24 protein-coding genes are annotated in these 23,874 nt (G+C 67.4%); 20 read left to right on the plus strand and 4 right to left on the minus strand.

All coding sequences use genetic code 11. The features are described from left to right. Positions 1-51: 51 nt before the first annotated feature. Positions 52-870 (plus strand): methyltransferase domain-containing protein, encoded by an 819-nt coding sequence (locus ACLQ3K_RS24780; protein WP_426002072.1) that lies wholly within the window; start codon positions 52-54, stop codon positions 868-870. On the opposite strand, the gene ACLQ3K_RS24785 is transcribed toward ACLQ3K_RS24780, so the two are convergent. From ACLQ3K_RS24785 to ACLQ3K_RS24800, 4 genes are all read right to left on the minus strand, one after another. After that, positions 867-1,853 (minus strand): hypothetical protein, encoded by a 987-nt coding sequence (locus ACLQ3K_RS24785; RefSeq protein ID WP_426002073.1) that lies wholly within the window; start codon positions 1,851-1,853, stop codon positions 867-869. The two genes, ACLQ3K_RS24780 and ACLQ3K_RS24785, sit on opposite strands and share 4 nt — an antisense overlap. Further along, complete coding sequence (locus ACLQ3K_RS24790) at positions 1,847-2,449, minus strand: ImmA/IrrE family metallo-endopeptidase (protein ID WP_426002074.1); 603 nt, start codon at positions 2,447-2,449, stop codon at positions 1,847-1,849. The genes ACLQ3K_RS24785 and ACLQ3K_RS24790 overlap by 7 nt, the downstream gene beginning before the upstream one ends. Before the next feature lie 79 nt (positions 2,450-2,528). Beyond that, positions 2,529-2,954 (minus strand): hypothetical protein, encoded by a 426-nt coding sequence (locus tag ACLQ3K_RS24795; RefSeq protein ID WP_426002075.1) that lies wholly within the window; start codon positions 2,952-2,954, stop codon positions 2,529-2,531. Then, a complete protein-coding gene (locus tag ACLQ3K_RS24800; RefSeq protein WP_426002076.1) occupies positions 2,954-3,640 on the minus strand; it encodes a hypothetical protein in 687 nt (228 codons plus the stop codon). The genes ACLQ3K_RS24795 and ACLQ3K_RS24800 overlap by 1 nt, the downstream gene beginning before the upstream one ends. A gap of 381 nt (positions 3,641-4,021) precedes the next feature. Between ACLQ3K_RS24800 and ACLQ3K_RS24805 the strand changes: the two genes are divergently transcribed. The 19 genes from ACLQ3K_RS24805 (at position 4,022) to ACLQ3K_RS24895 (ending at position 23,749) form a co-directional block, all read left to right on the plus strand. Then, the gene (locus ACLQ3K_RS24805) at positions 4,022-5,821 is read left to right on the plus strand and encodes a cutinase family protein (RefSeq protein ID WP_426002077.1); all 1,800 of its coding nucleotides are present in this window, start codon (positions 4,022-4,024) and stop codon (positions 5,819-5,821) included. Between the two features lie 400 nt (positions 5,822-6,221). Further along, positions 6,222-7,823, plus strand: a complete 1,602-nt coding sequence (locus ACLQ3K_RS24810; RefSeq protein WP_426002078.1) for a MinD/ParA family ATP-binding protein — start codon at positions 6,222-6,224, stop codon at positions 7,821-7,823. Next, positions 7,820-8,458, plus strand: coding sequence for a hypothetical protein (locus ACLQ3K_RS24815; protein WP_426002079.1), 639 nt, complete (start codon positions 7,820-7,822; stop codon positions 8,456-8,458). Before ACLQ3K_RS24810 ends, ACLQ3K_RS24815 begins: the two co-directional genes overlap by 4 nt. 33 nt (positions 8,459-8,491) lie before the next feature. After that, positions 8,492-8,809 carry a hypothetical protein gene (locus ACLQ3K_RS24820; RefSeq protein ID WP_426002080.1) on the plus strand — a complete coding sequence of 106 codons (318 nt, stop codon included), beginning with the start codon at positions 8,492-8,494 and terminating at the stop codon, positions 8,807-8,809. Positions 8,810-8,825: 16 nt separating this feature from the next. After that, positions 8,826-9,101 (plus strand): hypothetical protein, encoded by a 276-nt coding sequence (locus tag ACLQ3K_RS24825; protein WP_426002081.1) that lies wholly within the window; start codon positions 8,826-8,828, stop codon positions 9,099-9,101. Between the two features lie 12 nt (positions 9,102-9,113). Next, a complete protein-coding gene (locus ACLQ3K_RS24830; RefSeq protein ID WP_191834231.1) occupies positions 9,114-9,845 on the plus strand; it encodes a hypothetical protein in 732 nt (243 codons plus the stop codon). Positions 9,846-9,873: 28 nt separating this feature from the next. After that, on the plus strand, positions 9,874-10,764 hold the full coding sequence (locus ACLQ3K_RS24835) for a hypothetical protein (RefSeq protein ID WP_426002082.1): 891 nt from the start codon (positions 9,874-9,876) through the stop codon (positions 10,762-10,764). Further along, entirely contained in the window at positions 10,758-12,260 is a 1,503-nt protein-coding gene (locus ACLQ3K_RS24840; RefSeq protein ID WP_426002083.1) for a hypothetical protein, read from the plus strand. Before ACLQ3K_RS24835 ends, ACLQ3K_RS24840 begins: the two co-directional genes overlap by 7 nt. Before the next feature lie 4 nt (positions 12,261-12,264). Then, positions 12,265-13,740, plus strand: coding sequence for an SCO6880 family protein (locus tag ACLQ3K_RS24845; protein WP_426002084.1), 1,476 nt, complete (start codon positions 12,265-12,267; stop codon positions 13,738-13,740). Between the two features lie 29 nt (positions 13,741-13,769). Beyond that, entirely contained in the window at positions 13,770-14,684 is a 915-nt protein-coding gene (locus tag ACLQ3K_RS24850; RefSeq protein WP_426002085.1) for an SCO6880 family protein, read from the plus strand. Next, the gene (locus tag ACLQ3K_RS24855) at positions 14,681-16,507 is read left to right on the plus strand and encodes a hypothetical protein (protein WP_426002086.1); all 1,827 of its coding nucleotides are present in this window, start codon (positions 14,681-14,683) and stop codon (positions 16,505-16,507) included. The genes ACLQ3K_RS24850 and ACLQ3K_RS24855 overlap by 4 nt, the downstream gene beginning before the upstream one ends. A 13-nt stretch (positions 16,508-16,520) precedes the next feature. Beyond that, positions 16,521-16,811 carry a hypothetical protein gene (locus ACLQ3K_RS24860; RefSeq protein ID WP_426002087.1) on the plus strand — a complete coding sequence of 97 codons (291 nt, stop codon included), beginning with the start codon at positions 16,521-16,523 and terminating at the stop codon, positions 16,809-16,811. A gap of 163 nt (positions 16,812-16,974) precedes the next feature. Further along, on the plus strand, positions 16,975-18,687 hold the full coding sequence (locus tag ACLQ3K_RS24865) for a peptidoglycan DD-metalloendopeptidase family protein (protein WP_426002088.1): 1,713 nt from the start codon (positions 16,975-16,977) through the stop codon (positions 18,685-18,687). Beyond that, complete coding sequence (locus ACLQ3K_RS24870; RefSeq protein ID WP_426002089.1) at positions 18,687-19,289, plus strand: hypothetical protein; 603 nt, start codon at positions 18,687-18,689, stop codon at positions 19,287-19,289. Before ACLQ3K_RS24865 ends, ACLQ3K_RS24870 begins: the two co-directional genes overlap by 1 nt. A 28-nt stretch (positions 19,290-19,317) precedes the next feature. Then, positions 19,318-21,192, plus strand: a complete 1,875-nt coding sequence (locus ACLQ3K_RS24875; RefSeq protein ID WP_426002090.1) for a type IV secretory system conjugative DNA transfer family protein — start codon at positions 19,318-19,320, stop codon at positions 21,190-21,192. Further along, positions 21,176-21,892, plus strand: a complete 717-nt coding sequence (locus ACLQ3K_RS24880; RefSeq protein ID WP_426002091.1) for a hypothetical protein — start codon at positions 21,176-21,178, stop codon at positions 21,890-21,892. Before ACLQ3K_RS24875 ends, ACLQ3K_RS24880 begins: the two co-directional genes overlap by 17 nt. Continuing rightward, the gene (locus ACLQ3K_RS24885; protein WP_426002092.1) at positions 21,889-22,368 is read left to right on the plus strand and encodes a DUF4913 domain-containing protein; all 480 of its coding nucleotides are present in this window, start codon (positions 21,889-21,891) and stop codon (positions 22,366-22,368) included. Before ACLQ3K_RS24880 ends, ACLQ3K_RS24885 begins: the two co-directional genes overlap by 4 nt. Then, positions 22,365-23,171 carry a hypothetical protein gene (locus ACLQ3K_RS24890; RefSeq protein ID WP_426002093.1) on the plus strand — a complete coding sequence of 269 codons (807 nt, stop codon included), beginning with the start codon at positions 22,365-22,367 and terminating at the stop codon, positions 23,169-23,171. The genes ACLQ3K_RS24885 and ACLQ3K_RS24890 overlap by 4 nt, the downstream gene beginning before the upstream one ends. A gap of 116 nt (positions 23,172-23,287) precedes the next feature. After that, the gene (locus tag ACLQ3K_RS24895; protein ID WP_426002094.1) at positions 23,288-23,749 is read left to right on the plus strand and encodes a glutaredoxin family protein; all 462 of its coding nucleotides are present in this window, start codon (positions 23,288-23,290) and stop codon (positions 23,747-23,749) included. Positions 23,750-23,874: the final 125 nt, after the last annotated feature.

Raw genomic sequence — 23,874 nt, forward strand, 5'->3', positions numbered from 1 at the left:
GCCACTCTTGTGGAAGCTGGGCGGGTCTGCGGGCGGCGGTACGATGCCGCCATGACGCAGAACGACCAGGCCAGCTTCGCTGTCGGCAAGATGCACGAGCCCGAGGTGGAGCGGTTCGTATCCGCGCTCGACCGCCAGGGACAGATGGACGTCGTTCAGGCGCTGCGGGAGTGGGTGCGCGACCGCCTCGAGCTGACCGTTGGCGGCACCGTGGTCGATGTCGGGTGCGGAACGGGCGAGGAGCTGCTGCAGCTGGCGAACATCATCGGTCAGTCCGGCCGGGCGATCGGCTTCGACGCTAACGACCCGATGCTCGAGACGGCACGCACACGGACTGCGGCCGTGTCGAACGTCGAGATCGAGAAGGCTGAGGCGTCAGACCTGCCGTGCGCGACGGGGAGTGTCGATGCACTGGTGTCCGAGCGGGTGCTGCAGCACCTTCAGTACGATCCCGCGGTGGCCGTGGGGGAGTTCGCGCGGGCGGTGCGCGCCGGGGGCCGGGTCGGGCTCACTGACACGGATTGGTCGAGTCTGCAGGTGCTGGTCACTGATGATCCTGCTGCTACGGCGGAGCTCGACGAGGTGCGGGCGCGGATCCCACTGCCTTTCACATCGAACCAGGAGGCCGGGAAGCACCTCGCGCAGTACTGCACCACGGCGGGCCTTGCCGTGCTGGAGCGGCAGAGCTTCATCCTCGCGGAGTTCGCACCAGCGATGATCCAGGGAGTTCGGGCAGGGCTGTCGGCCGCGGCTGAGCAGGTCCTGGAGCAGCACGAGCTCGCGGCGGCGAACAAGCTGCTCGACGACGCGCTGGGGCGCAATGCGCTCAGGATCGCGGTGCGCCTGCATGCGGTGATCGCGCAGCGCTAGTTCCGGGGGTGCGCCAGGGGTGGGAGTCCGACGAAGTCCGCGTCGGACAGCTCGATCATCATGCGATAGGTGGCGATGCTGTTCTTGGCCGCTCGCCAGCAGGACAGCCGCGAACGGCGGGGCGTCGGCACGTCGCTCCATTCCAGGCTCGGGGCATTCTCGCGAACGTAGATCCACGTGTCGAGTTGGGCGCGTAGCGCACGGTAGCGGTAAAGGCGCGCACGTAACGCCGATACCGAATAGGTCGACACTGCCAGGATGAATAGTCCGAGGACGCCCACCATGATCATGGCGGACACGGACATGGCGTTTCTGCCATACCACCATTCTGACACGCGGTCGGGGTAGCGCGCGATGGTGCGTGAATAGACCCACGAGTGCAGCCCGAAAAGGAAGCACAGGACCATCATGAGCGAGTACGAGATGAAGGTTATCCGAAGATACCCGCGAGTCCACTTCACAGCAGGAATCGTAACCATCAGCGAAACCGACCCCGTGAGCATGCAGATCATGGCAAAGAGGGCGAAGAACATCGTTTCCATTACAGAGCCGTCATAGGCAGCAGGAAGATATGTGACCTCAGCCTTACCGAGGTCACTAAAGGCGAGTGTGAGCGTGACCGCGGCTACATACCCCACCTTGAATATGTCCGATACCAGGTGTCCTTGAGCGGTGCGGAACCAGGGAAAGAGCACTTCGCAGTTCAGGACCAGCAGAATAAGCAGCGCCAGGACAACGAATACTTGGCTGAGTATGTAGCCGGCGTTCTGGATGCCAATCGCTCCGCCGACGAGGGCGTCGAACGGCTCACGGACCACTGGAGCACGAAACATGCGGCCAGTCACGATGATGAGCGCTATGAGGGCCACGCGCTTGCCGAGTGGTTCGCGGCGGGGTCGTTTCAGAACTGCGACGTAGCAGGCTGCCAGGGCGCCTCCGCCGAGGATGACGAAGAGCCATGAGACCATGCCATCTGTCACCATCCGAGACCTCGCTGGTAGTAGTCGAGGATTTCTTGTGTGCGGCGCGGCGCATTTGAGGCGACAGTCGGCCGGCGGAATGCATCGGCCCTATCGCTGGCTAGCAGCGCGAACCATTCGGCCTCGATTTCCAGAACCGAGTAGGTGCACGGATTGGCCTGATGCATGTCTAGTGTCGCACCGTTGAGTTCGTCGATGAGACTGGCCGGCACCGTTGGAAACTCGTCGTATGCGAACTTCTTCATCGGCGGGTGATCGGGGCCGGAGACGGCAGGGCGCGGGTGTCCGCACAAAATATGACCCAGCTCGTGCAGAATGATAAATTCCTTGGCCTGCTCGGATACATCCGCCGATACGTGAATGTAGTCTGCGGTCGAAGCGGGTCTCCAAAACCCGGTTGTTCTGGTTGCTCCAACGAGCAGGTTATTGTCCATAACGATGACCGGTCGTGCCCGGTCGATGGAGACTTGCATAACGAACGCCTCGATCGTCCACGGGCGCCTGAATTCGATCGAATCGAGTGCGATGCTTGCATTCTGGCGTGCACGGGCCTTGATTTCGGGGGAGAGCTCCGAGGGTCCAAAGAGTGCGCGCTTCACTAGGTACTCGTCGTCCTCGGGTGCGATCGGCTTCGACTTGGACCCGAACGACCTGAACCACATTGCAGCGGAAGACCTCTCAGGGGGTGACGCGCCGCATACCGTGGTAGTACTGCTGACGCAATGCAACAAGGAGTGACTGAAGGTTCTCGACGGAGCGGGAGTAGACCGCCGGGTCGACGGAGAATAGCTGCCAGTTCTCCTCACCATATCCGAGAACAATCCGGTAGGCGCGCAGATCTTGTTGCGACGGTTCCCGGGTGCCGTTGAAGTGCGTACGGACTGCTGCCACGGAGAGATCGAAGCCGGCGGCCTGTGCGAGGCGGGCGATCGTGTCAGGATCGACGTTCCGGGTGAACGCGGCGACGTCCCGCAGGAGCTGGAGGCGGTCAACGATCGTCGTATCGGCGCGTCCCGGGTGGGCGCGGCGGTAGACGATCCGCCCAGACCCGCTCTGTCGCAGGTCAGCGCGGTCGGCGGGGACCTGTGGCTGGGTTCCGTACATCAGTGATGCTCCTCACGTGCCATGTACAACGCCTGCTTAGCGTGCCATCGCGCGGTGAACTGGGCCACTTGGGGGTCGCTGAGGCCGGTCGCCGGGGTGGCCAGTCCGGCGAGCCAGCGGCGGTAGAGCCGTTCCTCCCACTCCGCGTGTTCGAGGGCCGTCGCGCCGTCGTCGGGCGGCGCGGAGCTCTCCGCGAGGTACGGCAGGTAGGTCTGGTGAAATATCGGCGGCAGCTCTCGCCCCGGCCCGCCGGCTCGCTCAAGAACTTCAGTCGTGTGGGCGGCCATCAGCGCGCTGGCCGCGGCCTGGAGGTCTTGCGCCCACTCGGAAGAGCGGTTCTCCGCGGGGATGCTCGAGATCGCGCTGACGATGACCCACAGGGTCTCCATCCTCAGCTCGACCCACGCCAAGCTGTCGAGGCCCGACACGGAGGCCGGTGCCTCCCGCAGGGGAGTCGGCTCCTCGCCCCGATTGAGAACCGCCTCGGCCGAGCCAGGCATCCATGAAAGAGCAATGTCGAGCCTGTCAAGGGTTGCGCGCTTGGGGAGCGTTGTTGCTTCGGTGGGGAACTCGATCCGAACCAGTGTGGTGTCGGAGGGGCCACCTCGTTGGGCCACCTGATCCCTGCTTAGGCCGAGGTCGGTACGTCGTTGCAACACCTGTTGTCCCAGGTTCTGCAGCTGCACCAGTCGATCTGGACCCTCGCTAATCACGCGAGTTAACACTAGTCGACTAGGCGCGGCTAGGACCATGGGGGCGCGCCAATTCGCGCAAACATTGCCCACTTCGTCGAATCAGTTGCCACACGGGTGGCACGTGTGTAGCGTACGTGTTGGTCGCGGCGCTCGCGTCGGACCAACAACCGAGAAGCAGGGGTGGGCCTGCCGCCGGAGGACAGCGCAATTTTCGGTCGCGATAACGAGTGGCATCTCGTCGTGACCTAGACCAAACGGCGGCAGGACCCAGTGCGCAGAGGTAGTGATTCTCTGCGGCGTTCAGTGTACCCACACTGAGCGCCGCGGCGAGTAACGATTCTCTGCGCATCCAAAGAACACGGGAGTGTCTGGATGCACGCAGGCAAGCGGCGTCGCAAGAACACTGCTCCGCTGGGCAATTCAGCCCGCGGACAGTGGTGGCTGAGCCGCGCTGCGGCCGTTCTCATGGCCACGACGGTGACGGTTGCCCCCGTCGGGCTTCTCGGCGCTGGCACGGCGCTGGCCGCTGAGCCATGCACCCCGCTGACCGTGTACGGCATCCAGGGCACGGGGCAGTCGTCGCCGAACGCGCCGGCGGACATCGATACAGGCTTCCTCGCGGAGGTCATGAAGCCGCTTAAGCGCACGGCCGGGTCGCTCGTCGACCGGAAGTATGTGCCCTACTCGGCGTCGTTCGGCGGCGCCGGTCCCTCCACCCCGGGCCAGACCGCCAGCTACGCGGACTCCGTCCAGGGTGCCGGAAACAAGGCCATCGAATGGGCCAATGCCCGCGTGACTCGCTGCCCCAGCACGAAGTTCGCGTTCGTGGGCTACTCACAGGGCGCACACGCGGTCAAGGGCGCCCTTGACATGATCCTGGAGGGAAAGGCCAAGGTCACGCCGGAGCAGGTCGCGGCGGTGGCCAACTTCGGAGACCCGGCGCGCCCCGCCGGGGCTTCGCTGTTTCCCGGCCGTCCTGGACAAGTGTCGCCGTCCCCGATCCCCGGCACGAGCGGGAGCGAGGTGACCAAGGTCGTCGCGGCCAGCGCGTCGGGCCCGACGGGCGGCGGCATCGGACCAACCAAGGATCGGAACGTTGACCTCACGCGGATCGCGGGCCGATACGCATCGTTCTGTGCTGCGGGTGATCCCGCATGCGACATTCCGGCCGACTCGCCCCTGATCCGCGCGGTGACCAACGTCGCCGGGCAGATGCAGTTCGACCAGGGCGATCCGATCCGATCGATGCAGACGATCGCGAACGCGATCGCGTCGACGACCATCAAGGCGATCGTCCCGATCGTCACCGAGGACATCCCCGGCGGGAACGTCACGAGCTACGCCCCGAAGCAAACGATCGCCGAGCGCATGGAGTGGGCATCCGACCCGCGCAATCCGATGCCTCCTCTGGGACAGATGCTCTCGGCGGTGTTCCGCGTAGGCATGCTTGGCGGGGGCGCCGCGTCGAACACTGCACCGCTGACGATCACGCCCGACAGGATCATGAGCGCCGTCGGCGCCGGACTGTCGGGAAACCCGCTCGGGCTGGTGACGATGCTTCTTCCCGGCACCGGTACCGGTCAGCCCAGCGTGGCCGGCGGGCAGGCGGTGAGCCAGGCAATCTCGCGGCCGCTGACAGGTGATCGCGAAGTGACCGGTGCTTTCGATGAACTCACCAGAGAAGCCAAGGACATTGGCACGCTCATTCAGTGGGCGTCGACCTTCAAGTTCGCGGAGGCAGGCGCGCTACACACTTCATACGGCTCGGCCTCGTCGACGCCCACCGGTATGGCCCCGACTCAGTTCGTCGCCCGATGGCTCGCCGCAGCCGCGAAGGACTCCGCCGCCGGTAGCTCGAGCTCCACCACGGCGCCGACGGTGCTGCCGCAGAGCCCCATCCTCCCGCTGCCGATCCTGCCGGGTCTCGTATCGACCGCCGGTATCAAGCCGGACATGCTCGGCGGTCTGACCGGTCTCGGAACTGGCACGCCGGCGCCCACGAGCGCACCCGCGACGGCGACCGCCTCGACGGCGACCGCGACGACCACCGTGGCGGGGCCTGACCTGTCGCAGGTCGATCTGACCAACATCATCAACTCGGTCACCGCCGCCGGTAACGCCGCGGTTCCGACCCCGACCACCACTGCTCAGGCCCCGGCCGCACCGCGGTAGCGACCCATACGAATGAGAAAGGGAGGCACAATGTCCCGCAGCAGCCGACGAGTAACCAGTACGCATCGCGTGCGCTACCTCGTCAGTGACCTCCGCTACTGGTGGCGCCTGCACGGCCCTTCGGTCGGGGACCACAGGGGCGTAATGGTGGTAGCGGCCTCCGCTCTGGTCCTGCTCGCGCTGGGCGCCGGAGCGGTCATCGGCGTCACTTCCCTTCTCCCCTCAGCCAGTGTGCCGCCTTCGGCACCCGCGATCTCGTCACCGATCGCGGTGCCGGTCGCGACCGAAGCGCCTGCGACACAGGCCCCCTCGGCGAGGGCCAAACCGCCGCCCGCGGCCCGCCCGCTCAAACCACCGCCCGCGACTCCGACCCCACCCGCTTCCCGAAAGGACACTCCCAATGACGATCACCACGAACAACTTCGACCCGCACGAGGACGGTGAGGACGACGTGAACACGAACCTCAATGGCGCCGATCCCCAGGACCAGCCCGAGGCGGACGAGACCCCCGCTTGGGCCAGGAAGTGGGCCGCGGCCCCGGAGGGACCGGCGGATCCGGACCACCGCCCGGTGGAGCCGGGATTCGACGGCTTCGACCAGGAGGCTCCCGGGGCCGACGAGCTCGGCGATCGCGGGGACACCGGAGGATTCTCGGGCTACTTCGACCCGAACCAGGGAAGTCGGCCGCTGCATGCGGTCCCCGGTCCTCCTTCCGCCGCGCAGTTCGATCCCCAGCGATGGGTCGGCCCGCAGGCACAGCCTCAGCCGGGTCAGCAGCAGCCCGCCTACAGCGCGATGCAGTCGAACGAGCCGCCGACTGTGGCCTACCGGCCCGCCCCGCCCCTGGCGCCGGCGCCGGACAACGGCCCGCCGCACACGCTGTTCAGCGACGGCGCGGGCGATCTCAAGCAACCGCCCAGCAGCGGCATGCGCCGCCTGATCTTCAACCTCAGCGGGGGAAGTGTGAACCCCGGCCCGTCGAAGGCCGACCTTCGCCGCGCAGGTCTCGTCCAGCGCGTGAACGTCAGCCCTGGCGTCTGCGGCTACAAGGTCGTCGTGATCACCGTCAAGGGCGGCGCCGGGAAGACCACCTCCGTAGCGACGCTCCTCACCGCGCTCGGCCTGCACGTCGACGCGAGCGGCGTCCTCGGCATCGACGCCAACCCCGCGACCGGCACGCTCGCGGACCGCCTCGATCAGCCCAGCCGCTACGATATTCGTCACCTGCTGGCGAACAAGGAGCTGTTCAGCCACGGCCCCGACGGGCAGATCGACGCCCGGGACAACGTCTCGTACCCGACGTTCACCACCTACACCGGAAAGAGCAGCGGCAACTTCGAGGCAGTTCAGGGCAGCGACAACCTCGCCGCAGCGCACATGCTCACCGCGCAGGAGTACGACGCTCTCCTCGACGTGGCGGAGAAGATCTTCCCCATCATCGTCACTGACTGCGGCACCGAAATGCACCACGACGTGACCAAGGCCGCGCTCGCGCGCGCGGACCGCGTGGTCATCGTGACCGGTACCGCCCGTGGGACGGTCAAGAAGGCGCGCCAGGCTCTCAAGTTCCTGAACAACTACCCGGCGGATCTGCTCACGGAGAAGCCTCTGCAGGATCCGAACACCGGGCGCGACATCGCCGAGTACCGGCACCTGGTCTCGCGTGCGGTCGTCCTGGTCAACAACACCGGTCAGAAGGGCACGTTCAAGCCCAAGCAGCTGCACGAGGACTTCGCGGCCGAGATCGAGCAGCTGCGCAAGAACGACGACCGCCCGGCCGAGATGCAGGCCCCGAACACCTCCAAGGTTCTCGACCTGCCGTACGACGACCACCTGGGCCTGGATGGCCCGATCGTGCACGACCTGCTGCAGAAGTCCACCCAGTGGGCGATGCTCGAGCTCGCCGCGACGATCGGCGACGACTTCGAGGCGTCCGCGCACCGGCACTACAACGCCGCCCAGGCTAAGCGTCATGCCACGCTCGTCGGAGCACGGCGATGACGGCGCGGCCGGTGACCGGTCCGATCCCGACGTCCGGGATTGCACCGCTCGCGGACCACGAGGAGGCCATGGACGTCCGTGTGACCCCGAGGCGGGGCGGCGCGGAAGCGTTGCTGTGGCTCGTGTCGCCGCACGGTGGAGCGGGTGTGTCGACGCTCGCGCGGATGCTCCCGTTCGCCGGCGACGGGGGGCGGAAGTGGCCTGGTGTGCCCGGGCAGCACGAGTCGCCTCTGTGCGCTCTGGTGGTGCGCGACAGCATGGACGGGCTCGATGCCGCCCACGTGGCGCTGCGCCAGTACTACACCGAGCAGATCCCCTCCGCGCTGATCGCGCTGATCGTCGTGGCGGCAAACCGCGGCGAGCGGAGCCCGCAGGTGCGGCGCAAGCGGGACCTGGTGTTCTCGCTGGCTGATCGCGCGGCGTTCGGTGAACCACTGCGGATCTTCTCCGTGCCGTGGCTCGAGCAGTTCGTGGAGATCCCCCGGAGCGACCTCCCTGTCGTGCCGGACCGGTACGTCGCACCCCGGCGCGCCCCGAAGGACCTCCGCCAGGGCGTCCATCCCGCAATCGGAGAGCTGGCCATGGCATTGCACCAGCACGCCGTCGACGAGCTCCCTCACGTTCTGCCCAGCTAGGGCAGACACCCCTCGAAAAGAAGGACAGCGCACATGACCACCATCCCCACCCTCGTCGACGTCGCGACGCAGCTGCACGCGGCGACGAACACCGACGTGCTCGCCGACACGATCAACGTCACGACTCAGACCCCGCCGTTCGCCGAGAAGTTCCTCCGGCTGCTCGGCTGGGGCAAGTGGGTCGTCTACTTCGTCGGCGTCTGCGCCCTGATCGGCGCCGGCGCGATCTTCGCCGTCGAAAAATACTCCGAGCGCAACGACAACAAGGCCATGAAGATCGTGCTCTGGGTGTGCGTGGGCGCGGTCATCGCGGCCGGCGCCACCGGCATCATGGACGCCGCCACCGCGTAGCAAAGGCACTGTGCTGATGATGAATTCGCTAACGACGACGGTCATGGTGGCGTACGTCCCCATGCCCGACACGATGCGTAAGCCGATCGAGCTGATGCTCGGCTGGGGCAACTGGATCTTCTACGCACTCCTGGTCGCGCTCCTCATGGCTATCGGCGGTTTCTGGTGGCTGGAGCCGGCCAGCAAGAGCATGCCGCTCGGGATCCCCGCCCAGGAGCGCCTGATCAAGGTGCTCGCCGCCGCCGTGCTCATCAGCAGCGCATCCCCGATCGCCGACGCGATCATCAAGTGAGGAATGAAGATCGTGATCGATTCTGCAGTCACCTTCCTACGCACCCGCCGCGGAGTGCTCATCACGGCCATCGCAGTGGTGGCCGCGATCATCGTGGTGGCCACCAGCTGCGGGGGCGGCGAGAGTACGACGGGGTCGGCTGGCGGCCCTACGAACCTGTCGTGGACCAAGTTCAACGGCGTCGAGGTACCTGTCGCCGACCAGGGGCCCAAGAACCGCACCGAGCCGGCCCCTACCGGGTACGAGCGGGATAGCGCCGGCGCCGCCCTGGCGGCGATCAACGCGGCCACCCGCAACGGCATCGCCCGCAACGACAACACCGGTCAGGGCGAATGGATCGCGGTAACGCGCGACCTCATCGCCCCAGGTCGGGGGAGGGACTGGTGGATCGCTCAGCGGATCCGGATGAACACGACCACCGTCAACCCCACTCTGGCGCCCACGGTGATGGCCTACAAGGTCACCACCTTCACCAACGACGGTGCCAAGATCGACGTCTTCGCGCGCCAGACCGACGGCTCGCTAACGGTCAACCACCTCGAGGTGGTGTGGACAGCAGCGAACGACTGGGGCCTGGTCATCCCGGTACCGCCCTGCAAGGCAGGAACGGAGACCACTCCGACCGCGCTGCCCGGTCAGGTGACGCCGCAGGCGACCTGCCAGCCCGATCTCTCGAAGCTCCCGCCCGCCATTGAGGCCGTCAAGGAGATCCCGAAGGATGCGGTGCAGCTCCGCAGCGCGTAGCTGCGGACCCCCACCGAAGGAGCCAACGATGACAACACCCCAGACCCCCTCCCCGTCGCCGACCGGAGGAAACGACGAGAACGGCCGCACTCGGCGTCTGAACTGGACGCTGATCAGTGGCCTGTTCATTGCAGTGATCGTGATCGTGGCGGTCGTGATCCTCGCGGTCCCGAGCACTCGGCCGAAGCTCGACGGGCCGAACGCAGCGGGGCCGAGCACGACGGTCGCCCGCCCGCCGTCAGCCGATTCGGGCGCCGACCTGCGCGGCCAGTTCGGCACGCCGCGCGTGGACATCAACGGACGGCGCCTGGAGGTGCCGAGCAACGCCGTCGGAATTGCTCTCCCCCAGGCGGGTGGCTCTGCCTTCATTGCGACCGACCCGGAGTGGCTCACCGGCCCGCCGCGCGGTCTGATGTGGCAGTACCTGTTCAACGGCGTGGCGATGCCGTTCTCCACCTCGGACGGCCCCTCGAAGATCGTGAACGGGGTGCCTGAAGGGTTCGCTCGCACACCCCAGGGCGCGGTCATGGCGGCGTGGCAGCTGACCTTTCGGCTGACGTATGAGACGGACGGCGGACGGCGTCAGAGTCTTCTCGACCGCGGAACGATGAGCGACGGGTCTGCTGGTGCCGCGGATGCGCGTCAGCAACTCGAACGACTGGATGGACGGAACCAGTCAACGACCTGGGCCGGCGGCGGTGGTCCGGGGAATGTCCCGGTTGGAGTCAGGGTTTCCGAATTCTCCGGAGAGTACGCGCTGGTGAGCTTCATCTTCGGACTTCCCGGCGACACCTCCAAGGGTGTGCGAACCGATATGCAGGTCGTCTGGCGCGACGGCATGTGGAAGCTGCCCCTTCCCGCGCTCGGCACGGGCGCGGTTGAGAACCAACTTGATGGGAGATGGTCCCGGCGATGGTGACTGCAACCTGCACCCACGAGGACGACGAGACCAAGCGCAGTAGGGTCCTGCGCGCCTTCGTAGCTCGAATTCCCTCACTCACGATCGGGCTTCTCACCGTCGCGGCCCTGAGCCTCGGGAGCTTTGTCGCCGGGGCCGGCCGGGCATCGGCGGATCCCGGATGTTCGCCCAACCCCCTCACCGTCGTACCCTGCACCGTCTTCAACAAGACAGTTGGTGCGGCAGTTGGCGGTTCGTTCGACAAGATCGTCGAGTCGATGAACGAGGCCATGGGCAAGGCGCTGGAGCTATCGATGTCGTGGTGGATCGCGATGCCGAGCCCGAAGCTTGGCCCGCAGGAGAATTCGCAGTCGGGGTCGATCCTGCAGATCGTCAGGGACTACACCCTGGAGCTGCAGATCGTCGGCTTGATCGTGTCGCTCTCGTTCGTGGCGCTCCGCATGGCTGTCTCGCGCAAGGGGCTCGTCGAGGAATCGGAGGCGGCGTGGACCTCGCTGGTCCGCGCTGTGTTCACGACGACGATGTTCTCGAGCTTCGTCATGCTGGGGACGGCCATCGGCGATGCCTTCTCCAACTGGGTGTTGGGATCGGTCGTGTTGAAAGGCAACACCGGCGGCGAGGTCATCAAGACGATGCAGCTTGCCACGGTCAAGGGCCTGATGCCCGTAGCGGGTGTCGCGATCATCGCGCTGGTCGGCTTCCTCGGCGCGTTGCTCCAGCTGTTCCTGCTGGTGATCCGTCAGGCAATGTTGATCGTGGTGATGGCCATGATCCCGATTGCTGCGACGTGGGCCGGGACCGGTCCGGGATCGCAGGCGTACCAGAAGCTCCAGGGGTGGGTCATCGCCTTCCTCTTGTTCAAACCAGTCGGCGCGCTGGTGTACGTCGTGGCGTTCACGGCCGCGGGCACACCGTCCGAGGATCCGCAGATGAAGCTGTTGGGGATCGTGCTGTTCACGATGGCCGCCTTCGTTCTCCCGTCGCTGATGAAGCTCGTAGCCCCTGCTATCGGCGCGATGGGTGGTGGCGGCTCCGGACTCGCGGCGGCCGGCATGGTGGCGGGCGCTGCGGTCGCGGTCGGCTCGCTCGTGGCGACCGGCGGAGCGTCCGGTGCGGCAGGCGCGGGCGCGGGGATGTCTTCGGTGGCCAGTCGTGGCCCGTCGGCGGTCGGTGGCAAGCCCGGGCCTCCGTCGGGACCGCCCTCGGGTGGCGGGCAGGGCGCACCCGGGCCGAAGCCTTCGCCTGGACCGACGTCGGGATCGGGGAACCCGTCGTCCGGACAGAGTGGTGGCGGCGGGCGCAATCCTGGGCCGGCGAAGTCCTCGTTGCCCGGTGGTGCTGCTGGTGGTGTGGCCGGCTCGGCTGCTCAACTCGCGCAGAGCGCGCCCGAGGGTGAGTCCAATGCGTCGGCGCCGGCGACGCCCGTAGCGGCCGGCGCCGCGGCAGAACGACCGGCACTGCAGTCCGGCTATGGCGCACATGCGATGAAGGGATAGGACGATGGCTGAGACGGAACAGCGGTTGCTGTACGGAGGCTGGACCCAGCCGCGCAAGAGCGGCATGTTCGGCGGCACGAGCACGGGCACCTACGTGTTCATCGCGGCGGCGATCGTGGTGCTGCTGTGCTTCGCGCTGCCGCTGCCCGGGCTGGTGCGCATCGGGGCGGTCCTCGTCGCCATCGTGATCGTCGCGCCACTCTGGCTGTCATGGGGCGGGAAGAGCTGGTGGGAGATCGCCTTGGAATCGCGGGGCCGCGGTGGTTCGCTGCGCTCCGGGGAAAACCACTACCGCTCCGGTGGCGGCACTCAGGTCCCGTCAGCCCGGTGCCCGGGGGTGATGGCCAATTCGCAGCTCTCGGAGCATGTGGCGATCGACGGCACGCGGTTCGGATTGATCAAGGTCGGTGACTTCTACACGGTCGTTCTCAGGACCTGGCCGCAAGGCTCGGAGTGGATCGATCAGGCCCGGCTCGATCAGATGGTGCAGCAGTTCGGTGGAGCGATCGCCTTCAACGGCCAGTCGCCGGATGTTGAAGCTCTGGTGGCCGTCGTGGAGACGCTGCCCGAGTCGGCTCAGCGCGTTGCGCTGCAGCACGAGAAGCAGGTCAAGGAGAACGCACACCCGGTCGCGAAACAGATCCACACGGAGGCCAACTACGCTGTCCCCTCCGCCGAGGTTCGCCTCGAGGGACGGATGGCGATCACGTTCAATGCGGACATCGGGATGCGCCACCGCGACACCGTCGAGCAGGCGGACGATATCGCTCGTCGGCTGCCGCGCATCGTCGACGTGATCGCGACGTCCGGACTCCCGTGCCGTCCGATGGGCGAGCGCGAGATCATCGCCATCACGCGCCGCGGGTACTCACCTGCCGACGAGTTCGATGTGGAGACCGCGCTGCTGCAGGGCCAGGACCTCGGGTTCAGTTGGGCCGATGCGGGGCCGCTGTCGGCCGACGACAAGCGCGGCTACTACCTGCATGACGCAGGGATGAGCGTCAGCTACGTGATGCGCAAGCCGCCGGCCTCGGCGGTCGACGCACACGTGCTCGAGGAAGTGCTCGCCCCACGGTCGGAGATTCCTCGCAAGCGCGTCGTGGTCTGCTACCGCCCGCACACACCTGCGGAATCGACCCGCATCGTCGACGAAGACCACATCGACGCCGAGCGCGCGGTGACCGGCCGCGTCGGTCGTCTCTCGGAGGAGGCGCGGCTGCGCGTCGAGCGCACCCGCCAGGCGCGCGAGGAGCAGGCGCTGGGCGCCGGCGTGAGCCGCTTCATGATCTCGGTGACGGTGACGATCCCGACCGACGGGGACTTGAGCAAGGTCGAGTCGCTTCTATCGGACCTCGGCACTGCATCCCGCCTGGACCTTCGGCTGGCCTACAACCAGCAAGCCGCGCTGTTCGCCCACGGTATGGGCATCGGCCTGGTTCTGCCGTCCCACGCAACGATCAGCGACCGCGTCGCGGCCTGACCACCTACCGTTCAGAAAGGAACGCCCTGATGGCACGCAAGAGGCGCTCGACGACTCTGCATCTCCCCGGCATCCGTTCGGGCCTATCCGTACGCGACGCGCAGAGCGCCGGCGGTCAGCCCTTTGCGCTCGTCGCGAGCCCGGATACCGGCGACCACACCGTCGTGCTCGCGGTCTGGCCGGGTACCAGCCCGGACCTGGACCTGTGGTGTCACAGCTGGTTGCAGTCCGTCGAGCTGGTCAGCAACTCCCCGGACATCACCGCGGTGACAGCAGTCTGGGACCGGAACGGGGACAACGAGGTTGCGCGGTTGGGCGTGACCTTCCGTGCTGCTGCCAAACAGCACCGAGACCTCGACGAGCATGCCGTCGAGATCGGCCGCCGTCTGCCGAACCTTCTCGGGTCCCTGGCGCAGAGCGGGTTGGTGTCGGACCCGCTGCCGGAAGAGCGGATCGCGGCGTGGATCAGCGACGCATACACCGGGCACCTGACAGCAGACGAGAACATCCCGACTTGGCCCGGTTGCGGACCGATCACACCGCACGAGACGCGGGATTGGTTCTCCCACGACGGATACGTCTCGGCGTCCTGGGTCCACCAGCCCGCGGACACCGTTACGCCGGAGGTTCACGCGATGCTCACGCAGACCAATGCCTCCCGCGCCCGGGTCGCGATCACGTACCGGCCGACGAACGAGGAGGGGACCATGCTCGAGCGGTTCCTCGTCTCGACGACGCTCACCGACTTCGACGCCGAGCCCAGCACCACCACCATCCGGTCAGAGCACCTGCCGCTCGGCGCGCGCCTGGCCGCACGTCGCGGATTCGACCGCAACGCTGAGCTGTTCGCCGCGTCGCTCGGCGTGGGCGTCCTACTCCCCGAGCACGGCACCGTCGCCGAGCACCCCAGCCGCCCCTACCACCGCACGGAGGAAGCCGCATGACCACCGTTCTGCCGGGGCGACACGCCCACTCGGCCACCGATGACCACGGAGTCGGACTCCGCCTCGACGCGGGCGAGCTGTCCGTTGAGGCGATGCGCCGCAAGAACGCGGTCAAGCAGGCCCAGGCCTCCATGCTCAAGCCGACCATGACTGAGCGCGAGCGCGACGACCTCGAAGACCTCGCGCGCACGGGCAGCGGACCCAAGCGTCTGCACGCCCGGATCCTGATCAACCGAGACAACGTGCGCCGGCAGCGGCAACGCGATGCTCAGGAGCGCGGCGTCAGCTTCGACGTGCCGCTCCTGGAGTCGTCGCGGCAGGGCTTCATCGGCCGCGGCGGCGGCCGTATGGCGACGATCGAGCGTATGCCCGAGTGGCGCGCCACGACCGCTCAACTGCCGGGTCTGTTCCCGTGGGCGATCGGCAGTAACTCCCCGATCGTCGGAACTCCGGTCGGCACTCACCAGGAATCCGGGCAGATCGTCGCCTTTGATCCTCTGTCCTGGTACGCCGCGGGTCTCATCAGCGCTCCCGCCGCATTCATCCTCGCGCTCAACGGATTCGGCAAGTCCACCCTCGCCCGCCGCATAGTTGTGGGCGACTGTGCCCACGGGGACGTGCCGCTGCTGCTCGGCGACATCAAGCCCGACTACCGCGCCGTCGTGGAGGCACTCGACGGCCAGGTCATCGACTTCGGCTTCGGCGCCAGCAAGATCAACCCGCTCGGTGTCGGCGCTCTCGGCCAGATCCTCAACCGGGGCCTGCCCGCGGACGTCGAGGCCGCCGTGCGTCTGGAGATCGAGTCCCGCCAGGTGCTGGTGACAGCGTCCCTGCTCGAAATGGTCCGCGGCGGACGCCTCGAGGACTTCGAGGAGACCATGATCGCCGCCGGCCTGCGGCAGCTCTATCGCAGCGGTAACTTCAAGGGGAACAAGGCCCCCCTGCTGGCTGATCTACTGAACGTGTTCCGCGATGGCCCCCAGGATCTGGTCGAGGCATCCGGCGCCTACGACGGAACCGCGGAGAACCACTTCGGTGGCCGCGCGACGGATCAGTACTTCGACGCGACGCTGCGCCTGCGGCAAACCCTCACCGCGGTGATCGCCGGCCCCTTCGGGTCGATCTTCAACGCACCGACCAGCGAGCAGCTCGACATCACCTCGGGCCGCCCGATCTGCATCGACATCAGTCGCATCCCGGAGGGCAACGGCAAGCTCCGCGCCGCCGCACTCATGACCTGCTGGGCAGAGGGATTCGCGTCGATCAAGGGCGCGAATATCCTGGCCGACCAGGGCGTGATCCCCCAGATGAACTACCACGCGGTGATGGACGAGCTCGCGCGCGTGCTCTCGGCCGGAGGCGGCGTCGTCGACCGAACCGACGAGATCACTCGTACCCAGCGCACCGACGGTGTTGCGACCACCATGATCACGCACACGATCAAGGACCTGGAGGCGTTCGATTCACACGCCGAGCGGCAGAAGGCCCTCGGGTTCATCGAACGCGCCCGCGTGAAGATCTACGGACCGATCCCACCCGACGAGGTCGAGCGCAACCGAGCGGTGACCCACTTCTCCAAGAAGGAGGCTGCGAATCTCTCGGCGTGGGCCGCGTCAGGCAATCCGATCGACGATCCCCTTTCTCAAAACGACCCGGTCCGCCGTGTCGCAAGCGGAACCGGCAAGTTCCTTCTCAAAGCCGGTGAATCCGACACGCAGCCGGGAATCCCGTTCAAGCTCGACGTGGTGCCGACCGAGACGAACAGCCACATGCACGCAACCAGCAAGCGGTTCGAGCACCGCATGGCCGCCGCACCGCAGTAGGAGGACGAACGAAGTGACGGCAGTACAGAACCCGCGGTTCCCCCGGATCGCGACAGCGGAGATCCGCGACGCGGCCCTCGCGACGGTGCGCGAGATGCTCCAGGACGCGTCGATGACGCGGTGGGCGGCATGCGTCGAGGTCTCCCGGCACATCCCTTACGCGGCGAGCACAGTGCAGAAGTGGTGCGTCGAAGCAGAAATCGGACGGGACGCGGAGAGCGACCGCGTACGAGAGCTGGAGGCAAAGTTGAAGGTGGCCAGGTTGATCAACAAGCACACCACGGGCGCGGAGGCGGACTTCTAGACCGAACAATTTTGGGTGGCTGAACTTTTCGGCTGACCGGGGCGGCATCCCCGACAGCGAGAACGATTACTCGACCACCCACTGAACGAGGGACAGCGCAGTGAGTAGTAAGCCTGGTGGTGGTATCGGCGTCGCGGTCGGCGCGGCGCTATCCTGCCTTCTCTTGGTCTTCGGCCTGATCTCCATCATCGCGAGTGATGATGACGCCTGCTCGCCGTCGACCACGAACGGTGCAGCCGTCGTGGGCGGCGGAACAGCTGCGATCCCGTCGGCTGAGGGCACGGTCAAGCCGATGAAGCAGGGGACGTATCAGATCACCTCGCCGTTCGGCCCCCGCGACGGAGCTATGCACTGGGGCATGGATGTCGCCGGCCCCGAGGGCACCCCAATCTATGCGTTTGCTGACGGACTGGTGCGATCGGCGGGGCCTAGCGGTGGCTTCGGCAACTGGATCATCATCGACCACAACATCAAGGGCCAGAAGGTATCTAGCCTCTACGGTCACATGTACAACGACGGTCTGCTCGTGAAGGTCGGCCAGCAGGTCGCTGCGGGCCAGCTCATCGCCAAGGAGGGTAACGCGGGCGCGAGCTCGGGTGCTCACCTGCACTTCGAGATCCACCCCGGCGGCTACAAGGGCCCCGACTCGTCGACGTCCGCGGTGGACCCGCGCCCCTGGTTCGACGCTGCCGGTGAGCCCGGCGGCCAGCCGGCTGCAGCTCCCGCACCGGCACCGGTCGGCGCCACCGCGCCGGCGGCGCAGGACCCGTCCGCGCCCCGCGCGCCCCCCACCGACAGCGCGGCTGCCCCGACCCCATCTCCGGTTGCCGCACAGCAGGCCACCGTCACCCAGTTCTCGCAGAACACCGGCCCCGGGCAGGTCGACCGCACCGGGGGCATCGAGGGCGGTCACGTCAGCTTCGGCAACATCTCCGGCACGGGAATCACCACCGCCGGGCAGCAGCGCTCGTGGGACCTCGTCCGCAAGGCCTTCCCGGAAGTCACGCTGGTCTCGGCCACCCGTATCGAGCAGGTCCTCGGCCGGCCGGATAACCACAATCGTGGCATCGCGATCGACATCGGCGGCGACGTCGCTCGCCTACCCGCGGTGGCCGCGTGGATCGCCCAGAACTTCCCCGATTCTCGGGAACTGATTTGGGGCGTGCCGCCGTTCGATGCGAACATTTCGATGGGCAAGCCCTACAAGTTCGACCAGGGCACCCTCAACGACCACAAGGACCACGTCCACTGGACGGCACCCGACCGGGTCCTCGGTGGCGACGTCGCCGCGGGATCGGTCGCAGGCCCGGGCGGGGCACCGTCGCAGCAGTGCGACACCGGTTCGAGCGGCTACCCCGGCGGCGGTACCGACAACCTCGGCCCCGGCAAGGTCCCGCCGGCGTTCGATCCGTGGATCCGCAAGGCCGGCACGATGTGCCCGCAGATCTCCAGCTCCCTCATCGCCGCGCAGCTGGAGCAGGAGAACGGCTTCAAATATGGCCCTGGAGCCCCAGTATCGAAGGACCAAGCCATGGGCCCAGCGCAATTCATCCCGAGCACCTGGGCCAGATACGGCAAGGACTGGGACGGCGACGGGAAAGTCGACGTCAATGCGATCGGCGACGCGGTAATGAGCCAGGCCGACTACATGTGCACCCTCGCGAAGATCATCGACGGGGCGATCGGCTCGGGAAAGGTGAAGCCGGGGATGGGAGGCGCCCAGGGCCTCTACCTCGCTGGCTACAACGCGGGAGAGGGTGCCGTCCTGAACGCAGGCGGGATGCCCAGTGGGGGCAGGTATTCATCCGAAACTCAGCCGTACGTGGCGCGAATCCTCTCGCGCGTACCGGCGTTCCAGGCAGGAGGCCTGACCTAATGCGCCTGATTCCTACTCTCAACGGCCGCGGTGGCGGCAACCAGCGCCGGCTTCTCGCGGTGGTCACCGTCGCGGCGATCGTCATCTTCGGACTGGCCTTGGCCAGCTGGATCTACACCTCGATCGGCGGTGACGACAGCGGTTCGGCGGGGCAAGGCACCGAGCAGCACGAGGGCAGCGAAGGCGTCGACCGGGGCGACGCCCGTGAGGTCACGTCATCGGTCTTGACGACGATGTTCAGCTGGACTCCCGGGACGGACCGATCGCCCGCCGACGCGGTCGGTCGCGCCCTCCCGCAGCTGACCGGCACGGCCCGCGCGAACGCGGAAGCCACGTCCGGCCCCGTGCGACCAATTTCCCAGTGGTCGCAGTGGGCCGAGCAGAAGACACTCGTCGTCGCGACGGCGCCGACGGAGACGATGACGAGCGTCCCGATCTCAGCCGGCCCGAACACGGTGACGCTGTTCGCACCAGTGACCCAGTTCCTGCAGCCCGTGTCGGGCGCTGCAACCGGGTACGCGAAGTTCACCGTCCGGGTCACCCTCGAACAGGTCTCCGGGCACTGGCTCGTCTCGAACTACACGTTCACCACCATCGGCTGAAAACAACTACACGAGAAGGAGTTCCGAAATGCCCTCACCGTCCCCCGGCAAACCGCTCCAGCCACGAGACCGGGACCTGACGCCGCTCGCGTTCGGCTGCGTGGCCGCGGTCGTGGTCATGCTGGTCCTGGTCTGGCTCGCGACCGCGATTCCGGCCTTCCTCGCGGGCCAGGCCGCGCCGGCGAAGAACCCGTTCGCCGTACCGGCCGCGGTACTTCGCGGCAGGCTCCACATCGGCCTCGCCGAGGCCGTGATCTTCGTCGTTCTGCTGCTGATCGTGGCGGGCCTGGTCTTCCTCGGCGTGCGGTACTGGCTGCTGCGCAAGAAGACCATCAAGGGCACATCGACGTGGATCGACACCGCCGTCCCGCACATGGCACACGGTTCGGACCTGGAATCGCTCTCGGAAGCCGCGGTGACGGCGAAGGCCGACCGGCTGCGCGCGTTCACCGCACCGGGCGTGGTGCCCGGCATGCCGATCGGGCGGGACCTGACCACCGGCGAGATGCTCTACGGATCGATCGAGGATCTCCAGCTCGACATCTGGGGCCCACGGCGCGGCAAGTCGACCTCACGGGTCATTCCCGCGATCTGCGCGGCGCCCGGCCCCGTGGTCACCACCTCGAACAAGCGGGACGTGCTCGACGCCACGCGACTGCACCGCGAGCGGCAGGGAGTCGCGTGGATCTTCGATCCGCAGCGGGTCGCCAACGAGCCGCCGACGTGGTGGTGGAATCCGCTGACGTGGGTGACGGACGACGAGCGGGCCGCGAAGCTCGCAGACCGGTTCGCCAACTCCGCCGCGGGTGATGCAGCGAAAAAGGACCCGTACTTCGAGCCGGAGGGGCAGGGGCTCCTGGCCGCGGTCATCCTGGGCTGCGCGCTGAACAAGGACTCGATCATGCGGGTCTACGAGCTCGTCAACGACCCTCTAGCGTGCCGGGATCTGCTGCCGATCTTCAGCGCGTATGGGTACGAGTCGTTCCACCGTGAGATGGCCGGCTGGATCAACCTGACACCGAAGCAGCGAGACGGCATCTTCGGCACCGCGAAGAAGATGGCGACAGTGCTGCGGTACAAGGCGATCCAGCCGTGGGTGACCGACGACGGCACCGGACGCCCTCACTTCAACCCGGATGAATTCGTGCGGTCCAACGACACCCTCTACAGCCTCTCGATGGAGGGCCCGGCCGCGGCCGGGCCGCTGGTGACCGCGCTCACCGTCGCCGTGATCGAGGCCGCGGAGGAGCTGGGGTCTCGCTCTCCCGGCGGTCGTCTCCGCACGCCGATGTACGTGCCACTCGACGAGTGCGCGAACGTCGTGCGCTGGACTGAGCTGCCAGACAAGTACTCGCACTTCGGCTCCCGCGGAATCCTCGTCGACACGATCCTGCAGAGCTACGCCCAGGGTGTCGCCTGCTGGGGCGCCGAGGGCATGAAGAAGCTGTTCGGCGCCGCGAACGTCATCCTCTACGGCGGCGGGTCCAAGGAGCAGGACATGCTCAACTTCCTGTCCGAGCTGGTCGGCGACTTCGAGTACGAGTCGCGCAGTGTGAGCGTCTCCTCGGGCCGCGGCGGCGGGTCCCGCTCGCGCTCGTATCAGCGGCAGAAGGAGCGCCTGCTCACCTCGCACGACCTCGGTGCCATGCCGCCGCACCGCGCGCTGGTGCTCTCCAGCGGCAACCGACCCACGCTGATCCGCACGGCCCCGTGGTTCGAGGGACCGTTCAAGGAGGTCATCGAGGAATCAATCGCACGGTACGAGCCGACGGACCAGCCGGAACTGCCGGCCTCGACACTCGCACTCCCGGTCGGCCCGAACGGCTACCCGACGTTCGAGCCGATGGACCAGATCATCATCAACCCCGAATTCGAAGGAGAACACCATGGCTGGCAAAACTAAGGCGAGCGCGTGGGACGTCGCGGAAGCGTTCGTCTCCGAGCACGCGGATGAACTGCGATCGGCGGAGACATCGGAGACGATCGTTGAGCTGATCCGCACGTCGGAGGTGATGAAGAAGGCCAAGGGCGTCTGGCCGAAGATCATCGCCGAGCTCGACAAGCAGCTCGACATCGACTTCCCCGCGATGCGCACCCGCGAGCACAACGAGCGCGCGGCGCACCTCGAGTCCGTGACCGCTGGCGAACCGGTCCTGCACCTGTTCACCGCTGGAGACGCGGAGGCCAACTCCTTCGCGATCTGCGACAGCGAGGGCGCCGTGCAGTGGTACAGCGAGTTCTTCGAGTCCGATCGTCTCTCCGACGAGGACCCGGAAGCCAGCGCGGCCGGCCAGGCCGTCGAGAAGGCCCTGTACTTGGCCCGACAGGTCCGGGAAAAGTGCCACCTGGACGGGCTGGCCGTGGTGCTCCACCACGCCCACCCGGAGCCTCACGGGCTGGACGCGAAGACGCGGAAAGCGTCCGCCGGCGGCGTGCTGGTCCGCTTCGCCCACGACAGCGAGAGCAACCCGGCCGTCGAGTGGTGCCGGGAGCCGGGCTACCGCAGCTGGCGCGAGATCAAGCTGCAGAACCTGCTCGCGACGGCCACCGTCGCCGAGCCCACCCCCGATTCTGACTCCGCTGCTGAGGAGGCCGTGGCATGAGCGATTTCGACCCCGACGAGTACGAGGATCTCGACGGCACAGGCGCGGACGACCGCAACGACGCCGACAGCGGCGGCGAGGAGGAGCTGGAGCTGCAGTTCGAGAACCAGTTCGCCTGGTTCAACGAGGTCATGCGGCCCGTCGTCGAGCGGTACATCGAGGACTCGAACGAGATGATGTGGTGCGCCGAGTGGCACCGGCACCCGGAGGCGCTGCTGGTGATCACCGCCCTGTGGCGCGCATGGGAGCACCTCTCCACCGACCCCGACACGGGGATGAGCGTGTGGCTGCGCGATCACCTCTATCCGCACCTGGGCGTGCTGCTGTCGCCGTCCGGGCCGTTCGCGAAGTGCCGTACGACCTCGGTCGAGGGCGGCACGAAGCACGAGATCTCGCCGGCACTGCCGAGCAATCTGACCGAGGATGAGGCAGTTCGTGTGCTGCAGGAGCTGGAGCTGCAGGGGGAGGCGGCATGACGACTCAGCACGGTCCTGCAGAGATGGACGAGATCGGGCAGGAAGGCGGCCGGATCGCGATGAAGGTGGGCATGATGTTCTCCCGGATCGCGGAGATGGATGCCCGGCGCCGCGCGAACAAGGCCCAGCAGCGGGCTCAGCAGGACGCGAGCGCGGCGCGCGCGGCCCAGGCGAAGATGCAGGCCGCGCGCAGAGTAGCGCAGCAGAAGCTGAGCATGGTGATGCAGCCGGCCTGGTCGAAGGCCGTCGGCCGAAATGACGCTGCCATCCTCGACGCTGCGCGCCTGGCCCACGCGTACCGGAACGAGTTGCCGGTCGCCGGTCAGGCGCTCGGGAAGCTCGACCAGCACGTCAAGGCCAACTACGGTGTGCCACTGCATCAGTGGCAGCCGAAGGTGCCCGACATGAAGCAGGACATCGACGAGCAGGAGACCACCGTGCACGGGCAGGACCACCCTGTCCAGGCGCAGGCCACCGTCACCGCGCTCGATAGCCGCGACAGCGCGGAGGCCGACGCCACTCAAGCGGAAGCGACCGCGGCCAAGAGCGCGCGAGAAGCCCGCGATGCGGAGGGGCAGGCCGGTCAGGCGACGGGGCGGTCACACCTCGAGCAGACGGTCAACCCCGTCGAGAACCGGCACCGGCAGGTCGGTTCCGAGGAGTTCCGCAACGCGCTCCGCACGACGTCGAAGGCGTTCCCCGGAGCGAACAAGGCGAGCTGCACGCGGGCCAGTGCACCGAAGGCGCGTAAGCAGCGAGGGCAGGGTCGCGGGCAGGGCCGTTCCCGCGATCTCGGCATGTGAGCGCGGCGCACCGAACGCGACCGCACGGCAACGCAACTCCCGCACCGTTCGCCCGGTGGCATCCGGCGCCGCGGGAGCACCGCACGATCCGAACCTCATCGAGGAGGACAGCGCAAATGACCATCATCGACACCACCCCCAGCGCCCAAGCACCGCCGGTCGAACGTCCGGCCGCGGAGCCGTGGGCCACCGTGTACACCCTGCCCGATTGCGGCATGTGCATGATGACCGAGAAGCAGCTCACCAAGCTCGGTGTGCCGTTCCAGGTCGTCGACCTGGACAGCGATTCGGCCGCGGAAGCCCGCGCCAAGTTCAAGGCCGAAGGGCTCCTTGGTGCCCCGGTCGTCGAGACCCGCGACGGCACTCGCTGGAACCAGTTCCGGCCGGAGAAGATCAAGGCCACCGCGGTGGCCTACCAACGGTCGGGAACCAGCACCCGGGCCATGGGCGCGTGTTTCGGCGCCGCGCCGAACACGACCGCGCGGCCCGCGGCACCGCCCGAAGCGGGACGCGCCAGCGCGACCACCGGCGGGCGAACCCTCGCTCATGAGGGCAGCACCGCCGCGCTGAGCCGGTAGCTCAGCACCCTCCCGGTGGTGGGGGGGGGCCCGCGGGCGGGGCCGCCCCCCCCCCCCCCCCCCCGCCCCCCCCCCCCCCCCCCCCCCCCCCCCCCCCCCCGCGGGGGGAAAAAAAACAACAGCCG

The sequence above is a fragment of the Tsukamurella sp. DT100 genome (genome assembly GCF_049844855.1).
In the GTDB taxonomy this organism is placed as follows: Bacteria; Actinomycetota; Actinomycetes; order Mycobacteriales; family Mycobacteriaceae; genus Tsukamurella.